Raw genomic sequence first — 16367 nt, forward strand, 5'->3', positions numbered from 1 at the left:
AGTATATTAGTGTAGACACAAAAAGCCGAACGCCTTAAAATATAAAAAGGGAAGGAAGTGTCTACAATGGCAAAAGGGCAAAAGTATTATACAGAAGAATTTAGAAAGACAATTGTAGAGCTCTATAACTCTGGTAAGAGTTTGGCAGAGCTTAACAGCGAATATGGCATATCAAAATCAACAATCAATGGATGGATTAAGAAAGCTAAACCAATAACTGTGGATAAAGATACAATTATGACATCAGAAGAGTATCAGGCAATGTTAAAGAAGATGGCAAGGCTTGAGGAGGAAAATGAAATATTAAAAAAAGCCATGGCCATATTCGCAAAGAAGTAACCTCTATTTTTGAGTTTATCAATGATCATAAAGAAGAGCACGATATCAAGCTAATGTGTGAAGTCTTAAAGGTTTCAAGAAGCTCTTTCTATAAGTATCTATACAAAACCGAAAGCAAAAGAAGCATAGAAAACAAGATGTATGAGGAAGAAATACTGAAGATCTATAAAGATAGTAAAGGTCGTTATGGTGCTCCAAAAATACATAAAGTGTTGCGTGAGGAAAGAGGACATGCCATAAGCCTTAAGAGAGTCCAAAGGATTATGAAAAAACTAAATATAAAGTCCATAATTATCAAAAAATTCAGATCTCAATCTTCCAAAAGCAAAATAGAAGCTAAAGAAAACGTTTTAAAAAGAGATTTTTCAACAACTACAATAAATGAAAAATGGGTTACGGATATAACTTATATTTATACACTCAAGGACAGATGGTGCTATCTTGCTTCAGTTTTGGATCTTCATACAAAGAAAATTATTGGCTATGCTTTTTCAAAGACTATGGATACAGAACTAGCTATAAAGGCTGTAGAAAATGCCTATATAACTCAAAAACCAAAGAATACTGTTATACTCCACAGTGATTTGGGCTCACAGTATACAAGCTCTAAATTTGATGATTATCTTAAAGAGCATAATATAATTCATTCCTTCAGCGGCAAGGGATGCCCCTATGACAATGCTTGTATAGAATCCTTTCATGCTACACTAAAAAAGGAAGAAGTAAACTTAGCTACATACTATGACTTTGATGCTGCAAGGATAGCTATATTTGAATACATAGAATCCTGGTATAATAGAAAAAGGCTTCATAGCAGTATCGGTTATATGACTCCTCAACAGCTTGAAGATGCCTTAAGAAAAACTGCATAAAAGTTTGAGTTTTTGTGTCTACTATATTGACATAAATCCACCATTTAATAATCTTGTATTTAATTCTTTCATAATTGTCGCATTTATTTTTTTATTTTCTCCCAAAGTTGGATCTATCGTTAATCCAGATTTAGTATCATAAATCCTTATTAATCCTCTATCTTCTTCATAACTTGGCATAAAATGCACTTCTTTGTCATGCTTTTTTTCTACTGAATACGTCATACCAAGTGTAGCTGCAATTTCTCCTAAAGAACTTACACAACAATCAACTGTCATTTTTACATTTTTTATTGGTTTCAAAATATCCATATTCCCCACCCCACTAAATTAGATATTTTTCTTTTTAAGATTATAGTTTTATAAATACAAAAGTCAAGTGTATTACGTAAACAAAACAAAAAAATCCTGGCACTATCTTTCGACAGCACCAGGTTAAAATTATACGTTTTCTTTTAAAGCTTCTTCCCTCTCTTTGATAAGCTCTTTTAATTCCTCTAAATCTTGTAAAGTGGCTTTGTTCCTTATAAAACTTCTTGCTGCAGTTCTTGCTTTTAGGTAATTTGCATATTCCTTGTTCTTAGCTTCCCATTTCTGATTAGCTACTGTCTGCTTTGCTTTTTCTGGCATTAGATATCCCTCCTTATTTTGTAAATAAATACTTAACTGCATATACTAATAAGGCTATAGCACCTATTAACTGTACGATTTTAAATGCTAATCCTATGCTTTCTTTGAATAATTTATTCATATTGTAATGAAGACGGATATATGTTATATTGGGATTAAGGGAGGTTTTATCCCCCCTCTACTGTTTTAGGCTCCCTAATACCATCTTTAGAACTGCTATCAGGGTACCTATTTCCAGTATGAGTTCTACAAGTGCCGCTATCACTTGTTTGAACTCTTTTATTTTTTGCTCCATCTTCATTTCCTCACCTCCTTCCTACAATTATATTATACTACTTGTAGTAACTACTGTCAATATTATTTGGGATATTTTGTTAAAATTTCAAAAAAAGAAAAGCCCCGGCATTACACCGGGGTTTGGACTCTCCAAAATTGGATAGTCCTCCAATTAATAAATTTGCTAAAAATTGCTATTGAGTGCAGGTTGTTATCCTGCAAGTCCGTTATAACTACTTTTCCAAGCCTTTATTTTTTAAGAATAAATTCATTTCATGCACTGCACTTTCTATTAATAAATCAATATCAATTATTGATAGCTTACCTTTTGTTTTGTTTTTAAGATAACTTAATACCCATGCTTTTTTATCTTTTCCGCAGCCTGCACCGAAATACTGTTCGGCAGCTTGTACTGCTTTTTTTGCCAAGTCATAATACTTTTTAACCTTTTCATTGCCTATTTTTTTATTTAAGTAATTAAAAAGTGCTCCCATAACAAAGAGCACCACCAACTGAATAATAATTGTTAAGCCTTGCATTAATAAATCTTTTAACATTCTAAAACCTCCCTTAAGTTATATTTATATATTTTCCGCAAACCCACTGCGGATTAAGTTTATTAACTAAATACCAATCGCCCTGCTCTGCATAAATTGTAACTACGGCTCCCATTTGCAGCTTTCCGTTTATAGTTGCTGATGTTGAAGGCTCTGCTCTGCAATTTAAGACTGTTGCAGTTACTACGCCTTTTTTATACTGCTGTTGCTGTGTTTGTGTCGTTTTTACAGGGTTTAATACTGCATTTACTGCACTCTTAAACTTTGCCCACTCATTCTCATTTACCATCATTCTTGGACAGTCCTTGCCTGTAATGTCATAGTGCCTATATAAATCATTCAATGTTAGGTTATATTTTTTCAAAAGATATGCAGCAAGTTCTACAGTATTTTGATAGGTCTTTTTAAAGTCCCCATCACTATTTACACACATCTCTATACCAATGAGAAAGTAGTTAGGACTATACGGCTTTTCTCTGATTTTTTCTCCTGTTGCCGTATACTTGCTCGCTCCAACATGCCAAGCAACCTCGCCGTCTGGTATGCACTGTATAATTTTGCTATCATCAACAATGTAGTGAGCTGATGCTACTGTTTTAGTCGTGTTAAAATAGTCCCTATTCGCTTTAGCATTTGCACCTTTGCCTGTGTTTGCAGTCCAATGAATTACTACGCCTTTGAGTTTTTTAAGTTTTATTTTGGGTCTGTTATGGTTTACAAGTAACATTTGCGTTATTGGTAGCATTTAATCATCTCCCTACTTAAATAATCCCTTTTCAATTGCATAAAAAAAGAAGCTTACTAAAGCTCCTACCGTTAAACCTATATACCATTTCATTATTGCTACTAAAGACTTTATCTGGTCGCAAAGGCTCTCAATTTTTGCGTCTACTGCTGCTCCTCTCTGCTCTATTTTATCAAGCCTTTCAGAATGATTATTTAGCCTGAATTCATGAGTATCAATTCTCGATTCAAGCTGTTTATGCTTTTCATTACAAAGTTTTTCGCTGTATTCACTCATTGTTGAACCTCCAAAGTAAAATTAAAAAAGCCGGATGCTCCAGCTTCTTTGTTATACCTTTGTTATAAAGCTTTTTTCCCGCCTTCTATTACTTGTATCTTTATGTCATGCTTATCTACTTTTTCTGATATTTCATCTAATTTAATTTCGATTCTTTTAATGCTTTCTGTATTTTGAGCATAACCATCGTATAAAGCTTTCTTTGTCTCTTTTAATTCATATTCTAACCCTGTAACGGCATTTTCAACTTTTTCAAGTCTTTCTTTTACTTCCTTAAATCCATTTTGCATTTCAGTCTTTGTAGATTGTAATTCTGAATACATCTTAGTCATTAATTCAAATAACTTTTCATTATCCACTTTATCCCCTCCAATGAAAATATTATATCACCTAAGAGAATGAAGAGGAAGGGCTATCTTCTGTAAAATAGTCCTTGTAAACAAAATTTATGTTTATTCTGATATAAATCTACCACATTTCCCTCCTAATATTGTTTTTAAAGAATTAACCATTGCTTTCACTATCCAATAATGCTTGTACCCCTGCTCTAAATTTTTCGGGTACTTGTTCAATTGTTCTTTTGCCTGCTTTTATTAAAGCAACATATAATTCAACCATGGATTTATGTCAATATAGTAGACACAAAAACTCAAACTTTTATGCAGTTTTTCTTAAGGCATCTTCAAGCTGTTGAGGAGTCATATAACCGATACTGCTATGAAGCCTTTTTCTATTATACCAGGATTCTATGTATTCAAATATAGCTATCCTTGCAGCATCAAAGTCATAGTATGTAGCTAAGTTTACTTCTTCCTTTTTTAGTGTAGCATGAAAGGATTCTATACAAGCATTGTCATAGGGGCATCCCTTGCCGCTGAAGGAATGAATTATATTATGCTCTTTAAGATAATCATCAAATTTAGAGCTTGTATACTGTGAGCCCAAATCACTGTGGAGTATAACAGTATTCTTTGGTTTTTGAGTTATATAGGCATTTTCTACAGCCTTTATAGCTAGTTCTGTATCCATAGTCTTTGAAAAAGCATAGCCAATAATTTTCTTTGTATGAAGATCCAAAACTGAAGCAAGATAGCACCATCTGTCCTTGAGTGTATAAATATAAGTTATATCCGTAACCCATTTTTCATTTATTGTAGTTGTTGAAAAATCTCTTTTTAAAACGTTTTCTTTAGCTTCTATTTTGCTTTTGGAAGATTGAGATCTGAATTTTTTGATAATTATGGACTTTATATTTAGTTTTTTCATAATCCTTTGGACTCTCTTAAGGCTTATGGCATGTCCTCTTTCCTCACGCAACACTTTATGTATTTTTGGAGCACCATAACGACCTTTACTATCTTTATAGATCTTCAGTATTTCTTCCTCATACATCTTGTTTTCTATGCTTCTTTTGCTTTCGGTTTTGTATAGATACTTATAGAAAGAGCTTCTTGAAACCTTTAAGACTTCACACATTAGCTTGATATCGTGCTCTTCTTTATGATCATTGATAAACTCAAAAATAGAGGTTACTTCTTTGCGAATATGGCCATGGCTTTTTTTAATATTTCATTTTCCTCCTCAAGCCTTGCCATCTTCTTTAACATTGCCTGATACTCTTCTGATGTCATAATTGTATCTTTATCCACAGTTATTGGTTTAGCTTTCTTAATCCATCCATTGATTGTTGATTTTGATATGCCATATTCGCTGTTAAGCTCTGCCAAACTCTTACCAGAGTTATAGAGCTCTACAATTGTCTTTCTAAATTCTTCTGTATAATACTTTTGCCCTTTTGCCATTGTAGACACTTCCTTCCCTTTTTATATTTTAAGGCGTTCGGCTTTTTGTGTCTACACTAATATACTAACACCACCATTATACTGTACCTCCTTGCATGTTCAAGATTTCCTCATATACAGTAGCCAATGCATCCATAAGAATAAGAATATCTTGCTTTAACTGATTATTTTCAACTTGGAGTTGATTTATTTGTTCCTGTATTAGCCCTCTTTGCCTTATCATTGCCGAAGATGTCACATTACCGTTTTCATCAATTCCATTAACATAAATCGTATAAGTAAATTCATCACCAGGTTTAAACTGGTCTGAAGTTGCTACTCTATAACCTTCTGTTATGGTTGGTATTATATCAGATATACTTACAACTAAACCATCTGATTCTCGATATAATAAATATTTCATGCTATCACCTCATTTATATTAATATTCAAGCCATATAGAATAAAGTTTTATATTACTATTTGATGTACCACCTTTACGTGCTTCTACTGCAACAAAATAATTTCCGCTAAGTGAAGACACGTCTAACGACTCAGTAACTCTTGTGAATGCACCCGATTTATTAATTTTCGCTATACCAAAAGTATAACAATCTGTAGTTTTAGTAGTAATTAATCCAAATGAGGAATTGACACTTAAACCAGAACCGGTATTTACCCAATCAATCCATATTTTCTTTGCACCAGTTATATTAATTGCTTGTGATGTTACTGCTGTTATTGTTGCTGAAATATCAGCGGTTGGAGTATAAACATTTATATTATCACTATTTTTTGTTACTGTTCCGCCTATACCAGCCGTATAACCTGTTTCAAAAGGTACATATTCAACCCCAGAATTATACAAATAGTTATATCCGTTAAAGAATTTAACCCACTGCGTTCCGTCCCAATAATAAGCATTTTTAGCCTTCCATACTCCTGATTCTCTGTGGAGTACATTGTTAGGATAAGGAAGCTTTATACTAATATTCTTATCAGAATACATCTGCCAAAGGTTATTACTACCTTTATTTATATTAAACTTTGCCTGAGCTATATTTTTTGCTATTATATCAAGTTCAAGGTTATCAATATATGTCTGTCCAGCAAGAATTCTGAGCCACATATCATCATCCTGAATTGTCCAATCAGCAGGTATATCCTGAGATATTAAAGCCTGTCTTGCAGGCGTTGTTGACATTTCAACCCATATTGCACCAATTACGCTTGTTGTAGGGGCAGTTGCTGAATAATAAATGGGTACTAACCCCTTTAAACCACCTCCTTTACCCTGTAATATAAAATTTGTACCATTATAACGGAGAGTATATATACTTCCCGCCTTTAAATCTCCAGAAACAACATCATCCCCATCTGCTGTTTTAATGCTTTTTACACCTATTCCATTTACATTAATAGTGCTTGCACCTGTATTATCAACATTTATTTTTACCGATACTGCTATTCCTTCTGTATAACTTGTTATTCCACTTACAGTAACTGTATAGTTATTTGCACTTCCATCACAGACAGCATAAAATATATGAGTATTATTCGTTGCGTGTGTATTCAAATCTATAGTTGTTGCATGTCCAGTATGAGGTGATGCTGCGTTAATATGATTATTTAGGTCCTCAAGTGTCTTACTTGGTGCATCATACCAGTTTGTTTTTCCTGTTATAGCTTTGATTCTGTTTGCAAACCAGTCTAAGAATTGCCTTAAATTTCCTTGATTACTTGACGGTGTTTGTGCCTGGTCTATTGTTCTACTCCCTTCTTCTACTGCATATATGTTACCTTCTATCCTATTAAAGTCAGAAGCTGCTGGAACATTTCCAGCAGCCCAGTTTGTTTTCGGTGTATTGTATCCATTTGGTGCTGTGCCCATTATGTAGCCCTCCTTCCTGAAAGTTTTGCTCTCAATGCTCCAATATATTCTATCTCTTGATTTATAACAAAATATTCATTTGTTTCGACATTGTCTGTTATACTTATCCTATCGCCAAGTAGCAGTGCAGGATTGCCTCTCCACTCAACCTCTACATCCCTGCGTGGGTCTTTGAAGCTTTGCAGTAGCTTATTGGCTATTGTCTGTGCCATGCTCAAAGTCTGTATCAAAGGATTAGTGGGGAATGTATATCGTATCAAGCCATTATCTGTGATTGAAGCGTCATCTTTTGCTATTGCTTTCTCCTTGTTCATTATTTTAAGTGGTTGTGCGTTGATAACTATCGTTATGCTTTCCGCTGTTGTGCCATTGTTTTTGAGCGTTATATTTGCTCCCCAAGCGTAATATGTTGCAGCAGTCATTACAGTATTTGTTGCACCTACAAGGCTTGCTGTTGCATTTATACACGGTGTTTGATTATAATATACCGTTAGCGTCAATGTTTGCCCTGCCTCTATGCTCACAAGGTCATTACTGTGGTATATCTCTTGCAACACATCAGGTCTTAATGGGTTGGTTTCTACTTCCACATAATTTGCAATTTCACCCCACTTCACAGGGTTATCCTTCCTAAAATAATCATCTTGCGTAATTGTCAAATCTGCTGTAATCTTGCTTGCAAGATAGCTTGGTCCTTCTACTCTTACTATACCGTTTCTATCGCAATAAACTTGTCCTAAACAAGCTTCAGCTATCTTTCTTAAAGCTTCTCTGTGACTTTGGCTCTCAAAATATGCATAAGGGATTGTGTATTGCTTAAGTTCGGTATCAATCCAATATTCCTCTGGCTTTAATCCTGCATCCTGGAATATTGCAACTGCTAAATCGTATAGCGTCTTGTTTTGTTGTACTGTGCTTGTGCTATATGTGGACTTGCGAAGCAGTTCCAGCCTATCCCTGCCTGTTGTCTGTGCATAAATACCGTCCTCGGGAGCAGACCAGTCGCCACTCCAAAATGTGCCAAGAGGTACCCATTCCTCGTGATTGACTATAAACGCTAAATTAAACATTAGCTGTCAGCTCCTTATATATGTGTATCTCGATTGTACCAACTGTTGGTATGGTCTGCCTCGTACCGTTTGGGTATTGTACCTTAACCTCTGCAAGATACACCCCAGCTTTTGATGTGTCTGTTACCTGCCAATCATATCGGGCAATACATTGTACTGCGTCCTCTATCACCATTGTTTTTTCGCCTATCCCATTGATGACAAGTTTCACCGTTGCTCCTGACAAATCAAGAACACTGCCGTCCGTTTGGGTCAATTTGACTTTCAACGGTGGCAGTGTATCGTTTTGTTTTATCTCAAATTTCAAAGCTATCACTTCCTTATATTTGTGGGATTACGCCTTCAAATGTCTTTGCTAGTTCAATAGCTTCAACCCTTGCAGTAAAGCCTGATGTTTTTTGTTTGACTATATCTTTTATCTGTTCAGGCGTCATATCAGCTGTAACATCAACAATGACAGGCTCCGTCCAATATATCTCACCTGTGTCAGAATTTTTTACTGTTGCAATAGTCGTTAGCTGTGCGTTGTTGTTAGCCTCGAATGGTGTAAACTCAATAACAAACATATTATTTTACCTCCTTTAAGTCTGCTTTGTTCTGGATAATTTCTGCTGTTGTATTATGTCCATATAAGTTTACCACAATAGGCTTTAATTCTTTAATTTCAAACATCATATTCTGCATTTATACCACCTTCAGTAATTTAGTTTTAAGTTGCAGTTTCCTCCCTGTCAACAAATCACCAGCATTAATAGGCAGTTTACCACCATTTATCACTTCTACCCAATTAGTTTGGTTGTCTAACTTTGCATATACTGTTCTCTGTATCCCGTCTGCATCTTCTTGCCATGATATAGCACTTGTTGCAGCTGTACCAACCGCTGATAGGTCAAATTCTGGGCTGATGTAGTAGCCTCCTTGACCGAAATTAAGGTTATTATCAAAATTAAGTTTATATGTTGTCCACTCATCCACAGGTAATGCCTGCTCACTCTGGTACGCCTCCATTATCTCTTCATCTGTTCTGGTACGGTTGGAGATGCGGAGGGTGTCAATGAGAGCTGAATAGTTATTTACAATAGATACTGTTGAAGGAAAACTTGTTGCTACACCATTAGGTAAATTTTTCTCATATTTAATTCCATTTACAAACAAAGCTTGTTTACCTATAGTTACCGACCAACGTAAAGCAATATAATGCCAATTATTTACTCTAATAATATTAGAAGAAGTGAATACCCCAGAATTATCAGGACCATAATCAAAACATGCACTACCATTAGCACAGAAAAATAATAGAAATCTACCATTACTTGTTAGCATATAAAAGTAATTATTCCAATCTTTTAATACAAGTGGTTTCACCCGAAATTCAATTGTCCCCTCTTGTGGATTTAATATCCCCGCTGTCGGTATCTTCATAATTTCTGACTGTCTTGTGCCATCTACAAAGCTGGTAGGATATGGTTTTTTTCTACTTGTAAATTTTTAAGTATAATATAATCCCCTGCTTTTATTTTTGAATAATCATAAGAATGTAGTCCTAATGTATAGTGCCAATCAGTTGTATGAGTTATTGTTCTCCAGTAAAAATTATTTATACTACCATATACACCTTCCTGTATAGAACCAAAACCAATGCATTTAACAAATAAATAAGGATTTGTATTCTCTTCAATTATACAAGACAAAGTGCATGGTGTATTAGCAGGTATTAGAGTATTATCTTTTGTTTTGAACAAAAATGCTTGATATTGTGAAATTGGTGTTGGATTATCTTTTAATACTGTTACTTTTACTGTATAATTATCTAATAATTGAATACTCCAGCTACTTGTATCATAAATATCTGGCTCTAATGGATATTTAATACTGTTTGTAGTCCCTTCCTCAATCATCAATGCCTTATCTCCTGCAAAAGCACCTTGTTCAAATCTGGGTAAGTTACTATTAACCAATGTTCCGTCACTTAAATAAGCAATGCTGTTTCTTGAAAATGTTGGTGCATCAACAGAAGGCAATTGTAATTTGTTGTTCACTACAATAAGATTATTCAATGTGCCTTGATTGAAATCTACGCTTTGCTGAATATTCACACCATCACCATCTCCTTTCAAGCCAAGCCATGCTTTTATTCGCCTGTTCTGTTTGAGCAATTGATATAAAGAACTTTGCTTATTCCCTGCATCGAATTTCCTACTTGCGTTGTTCAAGCGGATATCTATTTCGTTTGACGATATATTCCCTACAGGAAGCGAACCCTGCGATACTTCCCTTTCTTCTAACAAGTGAATGAGTAGTATGTCGTCGCCTTCGTAAACTTCTTGAATTGACGTAAAGAACTCGAGTATCTTCACCTGCCTGCCGGGATGAGACCATTTCTTTACAATCAAATCCATCTTTGTAACCTGCGTTACAGGATTTGCTAATGTATTTTGCCACACTACCTGTGTATTGTCTGTTACCGTTTCTGTATAGAGAATGGTCCCGTTTGTGTCATATAGATTTATGTCAAAGTCAACGGGGTATTCGTCTCTTTTGCTATCCCCGACTACCTTTAATTGAGTGATTGGTCTGCTAAAAAATGTTACCGTCAACGTCGGATAATGTGCTGTAAAGCTACCATCAGCACCGGCAAGCTGACTTCCCCACCAGCCCATCTGCTTTGTTTCAATTTCATCTGCTCCAGGTGCAAGAACCCAATCTTCACCTAATACCCATGTGCCATCAAGAGATGCAATTTTACCGACTGGCTCTGTAACTGCATCGGCTGTTTGTGCTGGATAGGATACGTTTGCCTGCTCATTAGCAGTGCATTGGATACTCTGGTCTAGGAAGGGGTCTGTGTAATCAATTTGGCATTTAGCGTATATACGTCTTTCATTTGCTTTGACCTTATTAAGAAAATCTTCTGTTACTTGATACACTAGACCATTCCTCCTTTCTATTGTTCAATGAGTGCCAAACTAACATTCTTGTAATACCTGTTCCCTACCTTTTGCCACGCTTCCATGTTTATATCACCCACATAAGCAGTTATCGTTGCAGTTTCACCGTTTTGTGGATCTGGATAAACAACAGTGTGAAATACTTTACTTTCAAGAATATTTAATATTATTTGTAAATCTATATCACTAATAATTTCCCATCGCAAATCTAATCTTCTTTTAACTGCAATAATTTCCATCATCATTTTCCCAGATGCAGTTCTTTCGCTTTTTGTTATACGAAAAACGCCTACTTTTAAATCCGTAGGCGTTTTAATTGTAATTCCATTTATAGTCATCTTCTATCAGCTCCTAAACGCTGTTCTTCATTTATTCTAAACTCTCTTAACTTTTGCTCTAATTTTTTAAGCCCATAATCATCAGCAATTAATGTTCCTATGTGCAGATGTATTTCTGGTTGTGATACTACATTTGTCTGTGTTGAATTTTTTATTCCTTGTAGTACTGCTCCATATATGTCATCTTTAAGTTGTGTTATTGGTACGATAGCTTCTGGCCCTGCCTCACCAACTAAACCTACTGTTGGTTGTGTTACTATTCCACCATTTGCAAAAGCTGGTATTGCTGCTAGTAGTGCAGCACCTGCTGCTCCGCCTGTTGCTATTGTAGCAATCCCAGCAGCTGTAATACCAGCTGCAATTGTAACTGGAATAAGCCAGTTTTTATTTTCGCTTGCCCATTCACTAACAGCCTGAAATCCTGTTTGTATTTTTTCAAATGTAACATTTAATGCACTCCCTATACTTGCTCCAACTGCAGAAGCTAAAGATGCAATTGTTGAAAATGCTTCACTTGCCCATTTTGCTAAAGTTTCTCCTACTGAATTAGCCCAGTTAACAACATTTTTAGCCGTTGTATCCAAAAAGCTATTAAATACACTTAGTGAATTGTGCCCCCAGTTATAGATAAGACTGTAGCCCTGACTTGCAAAATTGTATATATTTGTTCCGATATTTTGTGCCCAGTTTGCTACATTTGAAGATGTAGTAGTTATCCAGTTTGCTATGATATCACTTGTATTTATTGCCCATTCTCCAATATTAGTTGCTGTACTTATTATCCAATTACATATATTATCATAAGTGTTTTTTGCCCAATTTTGTAATGCTGTTTCTGTATTTATAATCCATTCATTAATATTTTTAATTACATTTTCTTTCCATAATAAAAATGCAGTTTTAGTATTTGTTGCCCATGTACTAATTGTTGTCCATGTTGATGTACTCCAGTTGGCAATACTCTGTATAATTACATTTTTCCAATTACTAATTGTTGACCATGTATTTTGAACCCATGTGTTTATTGATAACTCTGTATTTGTAACCCAAGTTCCTATTATGTTTGCAGTATCAAGTACCCATAAATTAATTTCTGTCAATGTATTAATTGCCCATCTTGATATTACTCCAATCCCGTTTAATAACCAGTTATTTAAAATAGTTGTAACTGACAAACTCCACTGATTAAAACAAGTACTTATTTCATTAGACCAATTATTAATTACTGTTTGTGTTTCTGTTGCCCAGCTGTTTATTGTATCTCCTAAGCTTTTTATTAAACTGTTTACAGTTGCAAGACTATCTGTAACTGGTGAAATGTTCGGTGGTGGTATTTGTGGTGGTTGCATAGAACTTATTTCAGCAAAAAATATAATAAGCTTATTTTTTATATTATCAAGAGTTTGACTTAAATCATCTGCAAGCCATTGCCAAAATCCTTTCTGTTCAGTTGGCTTTAAATTACTAAGAGAATTTTCCACATCAGGTAACTGTAAATTATTTGCAACATCTGTAAAACTATTTGCTGCTCCTTCTGCTGCATCTTCAATGCTATCCATAATATTATGAACCTCATCAAATGATTGTATATTTTTTTCAGCTGCTTTTTGTGCATTTTTTAATGCAGTAGTTTCCTCGTTTGTAGCATTAGCAGCACTTTTTGAACTATCAGTATATTCCTTCATAGCAGCATTGTATGAATTCATTATATCCTGTATACTTGCCTGTTCCATAGAATTTAAATACTGATTCCAAATAAGTGCTAATGCAGTCATTCCTACTATTGCTAAAGCAACAAGAATGTTCATTGCTCCTAATCCTGCATCAATAAGATTTATTACATTTCTAACTGCACCTAATAAAGGTATAACAACTCTAAATAGTAAAAAAGTATTTAAAACAATAAGTAACACAGGTCTAATTTTTTCCCAATGCTTTCGTATAAAACTTGCAACAGTTATCATTGTTTTACCTAATGCTTGTATTGACGAAATAAATGTATATACGATATTTGCCAAATCTGTACCAAATGTGTTGCTAATTGCAATTCTTAAAGCATTTGTTGTATCTATCCCATGTTTTTTTAAAAAACTAAATAAGTTATAAAAGTTTGCAGCAGTATCTCTTATTTTTGTTAACCAACTTGTTAATCCTTTAAACAAATCCTGTGTAATAGCTCCTATTGTCATTCTCCATATATCTTTTATGGTCGATGTAACCCCTTGCCATGTATTTTCCATATTTTTCATCATGTTAGGGAAACGCTTTTCCATTCCATTGATAAGAACATTTACTGCATAATCAGCAGGAATTAACCCTTGTTCAGACATCTTTCTAATTTCAGCTGTAGTTTTGCCCATTTCTTCAGCGAGAATCTGCCATGCTGGAATACCTTGATTAACAAGCTGCATCATATCTTGTGCATTAACTCTTCCCGCCATACGCATTTGGCCTAATGCGTATATCACACCATTAATTTCATTCGTACCTTTTCCCATTCCCGCCATTGCATCTCCAATAGCTTTTAATGTTGGAAGTACTTCATCAGCTGTAAAACCCATTGCCATAAGCCTTTGAGATGCATCTAATAGGTCAGGATACTCAAATGGTGTTCCTGCTGCAAATTTGCCCATTTTATCTAAAAAACTTTGAGCTTTTTCAGCACTACCAAGCATTGTAGTAAAACCTATTGTTGCTCTTTCTATCATACTGTTAAAGTCTAATGCACTGCTTGTAATAGTTTTAAAGCCTGATTTAACAGCTTCAAACATACCCATACCTATGGTAAATGATAATGCATTTTTAAATATATCCCCTATATTAGCCCCTGTCTTTTGGGCTCTTTTTTCTGCCTTATCTAAGTCTTTTTCATATTGTGAAAAATCAACACCCATTGCTACAAATAATTCCCCGACTTTCATTTTATCACCACCTTTACCACGGCCCCTTTAATCCTTTCATTTTCGCTTCTTTTATTAAAGAGGCCCATTTATCATCTTGAGCCTCTTTGAAATATCCTTTTATTTTTGCTGCATATTTTTTATCTATAAAATCATCTATCTTGACTTCTTTTGGTTTTCTTTTACTAAACATACTTGCTATTGCTGCAAATCCGTTAGTTATTATTGCCGCTAAAAACGCCCACTTACCTTTGAATTCTACATATTCTTGAATTTCTCTTTGCTTTTGCAACTCTTTTATTACCGCTTCAAGCTCACTTGGTCTTAATTGTTTTATATCTTCAACATTCCACCCAAACTCTCTTGCAAGTAATACAACTATTTCTGTTGTAATGAAGTCTGAATTAAACGCATCATTTGATTTGCTATCTTCTTTATCCCGAAAAAATTTACATCAATAAACCCTTGGACTAACGATTCTATTTCAGACATATACGCATTTTTAATATCATCTTTTGTAAGTTCAGGGAATATTATTGGTAATTTATCATAAAGTAAATCCCAATCTATCTCTAAGTTATTTAAGGCTTTTTGAATATCCTTTATCTTTCCTTTTGAACCAGGGAAAAGCTCTGCTGTAAGCTTTTCAAGTTCGCCTATTTTTTTTTCAGTAACACTTATATTTTTACCTGCTACAGTAACAATTCTATCTCTCATGATTTAGCCTCCTTATAATCTTATAAACAATTCTCCTACGCCTTCAAAATCAATTTTATCCTTAACAAGCTCATCAATAGACGTTTCGATTCCTTCACTTGTTATTATCGCAAATCCTTCAAAGCATTTTTGACTTGCACCTGAATCAGTAAAAAGCTTAACAACAATTATGTTTCCAAGCGACTTAAAGAATCTGTCGTCTCCCCAATAAGCTTCTGCTGATCCTTTCCAACCTTTTATTGTTGCAGTATATTCTTTCCATCCGCCACTTGCAAATGTAGTTGATTCTGTTGTTTCTTGTTCAAAATCAATACTCCAATCAAAAAATCCGCCGCACTGAACAAGTGTTAATGCCTGTCCTGAAACTGTAACAACATCTGTCCCTTGTAGTGGTGAATCAAATACAACATATCCACCTGCTCTTTCAAGTTTATAACCACTTGATACAACAGTACCATTCTTTTTTACTGTAATCGTTGCATCCAATGGCCAATATCTATATGCTGTATTTGTTACTTGATATCTTGTCAACGTTGCATCTTTAGTTGTAGCTTGATCTGTAAAAGAAATAGGAGCGGTATTTATATCGCTCACATATACCGCTCCTATCATACCAGTTATAGCCATGTTATCACCTCATTATGTTAAGGTTATAGTTAATGCACCTGTTCCTTGGAAATCACATTTAAATGTTCCCTTATCATCAACAGGCATTTCGATTGAAAAATTTATATAAGCTGTCCCTGCAAGTTTCTTTGTAGCATCAATTCTAAGTTCAAGGGATACTGTTTGCCCATTTTGCCATGCCGTAATAAGTGCTCTTTGCCCATTTGTATCAGAAGGATTGAAGTTTCCTTCAAAACTACCGCTCCACTCTTTTAATCCAGTGATAAATTCCTTCCAACCGTTTGAATCAAAATTTGTTGTTTCAATATTGTCTGCTCCACAGTCAATAGACCATTGTGAAATCTCTGTAACTTTGTTTGTACTAATATATACACTTCCGCCTTTACCGCTAATTGCCATA

General features: G+C 34.7%; 23 protein-coding genes. 1 reads left to right on the plus strand and 22 read right to left on the minus strand.

Annotated elements, in window-relative coordinates; genetic code table 11:
* The first annotated feature begins 66 nt into the window (after positions 1-66).
* A protein-coding gene (locus FDN13_RS01275; protein ID WP_243120242.1) for an IS3 family transposase occupies positions 67-1211 on the plus strand; the annotation gives its coding sequence in 2 pieces (ribosomal slippage) (positions 67-313 and positions 313-1211; 1146 coding nt in all).
* A 21-nt stretch (positions 1212-1232) separates the two neighbouring features.
* On the opposite strand, the gene FDN13_RS01280 is transcribed toward FDN13_RS01275, so the two are convergent.
* The 22 genes from FDN13_RS01280 to FDN13_RS01375 form a co-directional block, all read right to left on the minus strand.
* Entirely contained in the window at positions 1233-1523 is a 291-nt protein-coding gene (locus tag FDN13_RS01280) for a hypothetical protein (RefSeq protein WP_138978519.1), read from the minus strand.
* A 129-nt stretch (positions 1524-1652) separates the two neighbouring features.
* Entirely contained in the window at positions 1653-1841 is a 189-nt protein-coding gene (locus tag FDN13_RS01285) for a hypothetical protein (protein WP_138978520.1), read from the minus strand.
* Positions 1842-2019: 178 nt separating this feature from the next.
* Complete coding sequence (locus FDN13_RS14475) at positions 2020-2142, minus strand: hypothetical protein (RefSeq protein WP_256372268.1); 123 nt, start codon at positions 2140-2142, stop codon at positions 2020-2022.
* A gap of 208 nt (positions 2143-2350) precedes the next feature.
* Complete coding sequence (locus FDN13_RS01290; protein WP_138978521.1) at positions 2351-2674, minus strand: phage holin; 324 nt, start codon at positions 2672-2674, stop codon at positions 2351-2353.
* Between the two features lie 13 nt (positions 2675-2687).
* Positions 2688-3419 carry an N-acetylmuramoyl-L-alanine amidase gene (locus tag FDN13_RS01295; protein ID WP_138978522.1) on the minus strand — a complete coding sequence of 244 codons (732 nt, stop codon included), beginning with the start codon at positions 3417-3419 and terminating at the stop codon, positions 2688-2690.
* A 12-nt stretch (positions 3420-3431) separates the two neighbouring features.
* Positions 3432-3695, minus strand: coding sequence for a hemolysin XhlA family protein (locus tag FDN13_RS01300; RefSeq protein ID WP_138978523.1), 264 nt, complete (start codon positions 3693-3695; stop codon positions 3432-3434).
* 62 nt (positions 3696-3757) lie between these two features.
* The gene (locus FDN13_RS01305) at positions 3758-4054 is read right to left on the minus strand and encodes a hypothetical protein (RefSeq protein WP_138978524.1); all 297 of its coding nucleotides are present in this window, start codon (positions 4052-4054) and stop codon (positions 3758-3760) included.
* A gap of 145 nt (positions 4055-4199) precedes the next feature.
* Positions 4200-4313, minus strand: a complete 114-nt coding sequence (locus FDN13_RS14285) for a CD1375 family protein (protein WP_207670900.1) — start codon at positions 4311-4313, stop codon at positions 4200-4202.
* A 39-nt stretch (positions 4314-4352) separates the two neighbouring features.
* Positions 4353-5497, minus strand: a protein-coding gene (locus FDN13_RS01310) for an IS3 family transposase (RefSeq protein WP_243120242.1) whose coding sequence is annotated in 2 segments (ribosomal slippage) — positions 4353-5251 and positions 5251-5497 — 1146 coding nt in all. Because the reading frame shifts where the segments join, the coding sequence is not laid out codon by codon here.
* Between the two features lie 76 nt (positions 5498-5573).
* Positions 5574-5900: a hypothetical protein gene (locus FDN13_RS01315; RefSeq protein ID WP_138978525.1), complete on the minus strand. Its 327-nt coding sequence runs from the start codon at positions 5898-5900 to the stop codon at positions 5574-5576.
* Positions 5901-5918: 18 nt separating this feature from the next.
* Entirely contained in the window at positions 5919-7367 is a 1449-nt protein-coding gene (locus FDN13_RS01320; protein ID WP_138978526.1) for a hypothetical protein, read from the minus strand.
* Positions 7367-8437 (minus strand): hypothetical protein, encoded by a 1071-nt coding sequence (locus FDN13_RS01325; protein ID WP_138978527.1) that lies wholly within the window; start codon positions 8435-8437, stop codon positions 7367-7369. The genes FDN13_RS01320 and FDN13_RS01325 overlap by 1 nt, the downstream gene beginning before the upstream one ends.
* On the minus strand, positions 8430-8744 hold the full coding sequence (locus FDN13_RS01330) for a BppU family phage baseplate upper protein (RefSeq protein ID WP_138978528.1): 315 nt from the start codon (positions 8742-8744) through the stop codon (positions 8430-8432). Before FDN13_RS01330 ends, FDN13_RS01325 begins: the two co-directional genes overlap by 8 nt.
* A 13-nt stretch (positions 8745-8757) precedes the next feature.
* Positions 8758-9003, minus strand: a complete 246-nt coding sequence (locus tag FDN13_RS01335) for a hypothetical protein (RefSeq protein WP_138978529.1) — start codon at positions 9001-9003, stop codon at positions 8758-8760.
* A 118-nt stretch (positions 9004-9121) separates the two neighbouring features.
* The gene (locus tag FDN13_RS01340) at positions 9122-9859 is read right to left on the minus strand and encodes a LamG-like jellyroll fold domain-containing protein (protein WP_138978530.1); all 738 of its coding nucleotides are present in this window, start codon (positions 9857-9859) and stop codon (positions 9122-9124) included.
* A 23-nt stretch (positions 9860-9882) separates the two neighbouring features.
* Entirely contained in the window at positions 9883-11364 is a 1482-nt protein-coding gene (locus FDN13_RS01345; RefSeq protein WP_138978531.1) for a hypothetical protein, read from the minus strand.
* A 17-nt stretch (positions 11365-11381) separates the two neighbouring features.
* On the minus strand, positions 11382-11723 hold the full coding sequence (locus tag FDN13_RS01350) for a DUF6711 family protein (RefSeq protein WP_138978532.1): 342 nt from the start codon (positions 11721-11723) through the stop codon (positions 11382-11384).
* The gene (locus FDN13_RS01355) at positions 11720-14644 is read right to left on the minus strand and encodes a tape measure protein (protein ID WP_138978533.1); all 2925 of its coding nucleotides are present in this window, start codon (positions 14642-14644) and stop codon (positions 11720-11722) included. Before FDN13_RS01355 ends, FDN13_RS01350 begins: the two co-directional genes overlap by 4 nt.
* Positions 14645-14657: 13 nt before the next feature.
* Positions 14658-14915, minus strand: coding sequence for a hypothetical protein (locus FDN13_RS01360; protein ID WP_138978534.1), 258 nt, complete (start codon positions 14913-14915; stop codon positions 14658-14660).
* Positions 14916-15001: 86 nt separating this feature from the next.
* Complete coding sequence (locus FDN13_RS01365; RefSeq protein ID WP_138978535.1) at positions 15002-15340, minus strand: hypothetical protein; 339 nt, start codon at positions 15338-15340, stop codon at positions 15002-15004.
* A gap of 12 nt (positions 15341-15352) precedes the next feature.
* Positions 15353-15967 (minus strand): hypothetical protein, encoded by a 615-nt coding sequence (locus FDN13_RS01370; RefSeq protein ID WP_138978536.1) that lies wholly within the window; start codon positions 15965-15967, stop codon positions 15353-15355.
* Between the two features lie 12 nt (positions 15968-15979).
* On the minus strand, positions 15980-16366 hold the full coding sequence (locus tag FDN13_RS01375) for a phage tail tube protein (protein ID WP_138978537.1): 387 nt from the start codon (positions 16364-16366) through the stop codon (positions 15980-15982).
* Between the last annotated feature and the right edge of the window lies 1 nt (position 16367).

It is taken from the genome of Caloramator sp. E03, assembly GCF_006016075.1.
GTDB lineage: Bacteria > Bacillota > Clostridia > Clostridiales > Caloramatoraceae > Caloramator_B.

What these genes read in the sequence shown, in the direction of transcription:
- FDN13_RS01280 (WP_138978519.1), bottom strand. Translation starts at nt 1,523, where the DNA reads ATGGATATTTTGAAACCAATAAAAAATGTAAAAATGACAGTTGATTGT.
- FDN13_RS01285 (WP_138978520.1), bottom strand. Translation starts at nt 1,841, where the DNA reads ATGCCAGAAAAAGCAAAGCAGACAGTAGCTAATCAGAAATGGGAAGCT.
- FDN13_RS14475 (WP_256372268.1), bottom strand. Translation starts at nt 2,142, where the DNA reads ATGAAGATGGAGCAAAAAATAAAAGAGTTCAAACAAGTGATAGCGGCA.
- FDN13_RS01290 (WP_138978521.1), bottom strand. Translation starts at nt 2,674, where the DNA reads ATGTTAAAAGATTTATTAATGCAAGGCTTAACAATTATTATTCAGTTG.
- FDN13_RS01295 (WP_138978522.1), bottom strand. Translation starts at nt 3,419, where the DNA reads ATGCTACCAATAACGCAAATGTTACTTGTAAACCATAACAGACCCAAA.
- FDN13_RS01300 (WP_138978523.1), bottom strand. Translation starts at nt 3,695, where the DNA reads ATGAGTGAATACAGCGAAAAACTTTGTAATGAAAAGCATAAACAGCTT.
- FDN13_RS14285 (WP_207670900.1), bottom strand. Translation starts at nt 4,313, where the DNA reads ATGGTTGAATTATATGTTGCTTTAATAAAAGCAGGCAAAAGAACAATT.
- FDN13_RS01315 (WP_138978525.1), bottom strand. Translation starts at nt 5,900, where the DNA reads ATGAAATATTTATTATATCGAGAATCAGATGGTTTAGTTGTAAGTATA.
- FDN13_RS01320 (WP_138978526.1), bottom strand. Translation starts at nt 7,367, where the DNA reads ATGGGCACAGCACCAAATGGATACAATACACCGAAAACAAACTGGGCT.
- FDN13_RS01325 (WP_138978527.1), bottom strand. Translation starts at nt 8,437, where the DNA reads ATGTTTAATTTAGCGTTTATAGTCAATCACGAGGAATGGGTACCTCTT.
- FDN13_RS01335 (WP_138978529.1), bottom strand. Translation starts at nt 9,003, where the DNA reads ATGTTTGTTATTGAGTTTACACCATTCGAGGCTAACAACAACGCACAG.
- FDN13_RS01340 (WP_138978530.1), bottom strand. Translation starts at nt 9,859, where the DNA reads ATGAAGATACCGACAGCGGGGATATTAAATCCACAAGAGGGGACAATT.
- FDN13_RS01350 (WP_138978532.1), bottom strand. Translation starts at nt 11,723, where the DNA reads ATGACTATAAATGGAATTACAATTAAAACGCCTACGGATTTAAAAGTA.
- FDN13_RS01355 (WP_138978533.1), bottom strand. Translation starts at nt 14,644, where the DNA reads ATGAAAGTCGGGGAATTATTTGTAGCAATGGGTGTTGATTTTTCACAA.
- FDN13_RS01365 (WP_138978535.1), bottom strand. Translation starts at nt 15,340, where the DNA reads ATGAGAGATAGAATTGTTACTGTAGCAGGTAAAAATATAAGTGTTACT.
- FDN13_RS01370 (WP_138978536.1), bottom strand. Translation starts at nt 15,967, where the DNA reads ATGGCTATAACTGGTATGATAGGAGCGGTATATGTGAGCGATATAAAT.
- FDN13_RS01375 (WP_138978537.1), bottom strand. Translation starts at nt 16,366, where the DNA reads ATGGCAATTAGCGGTAAAGGCGGAAGTGTATATATTAGTACAAACAAA.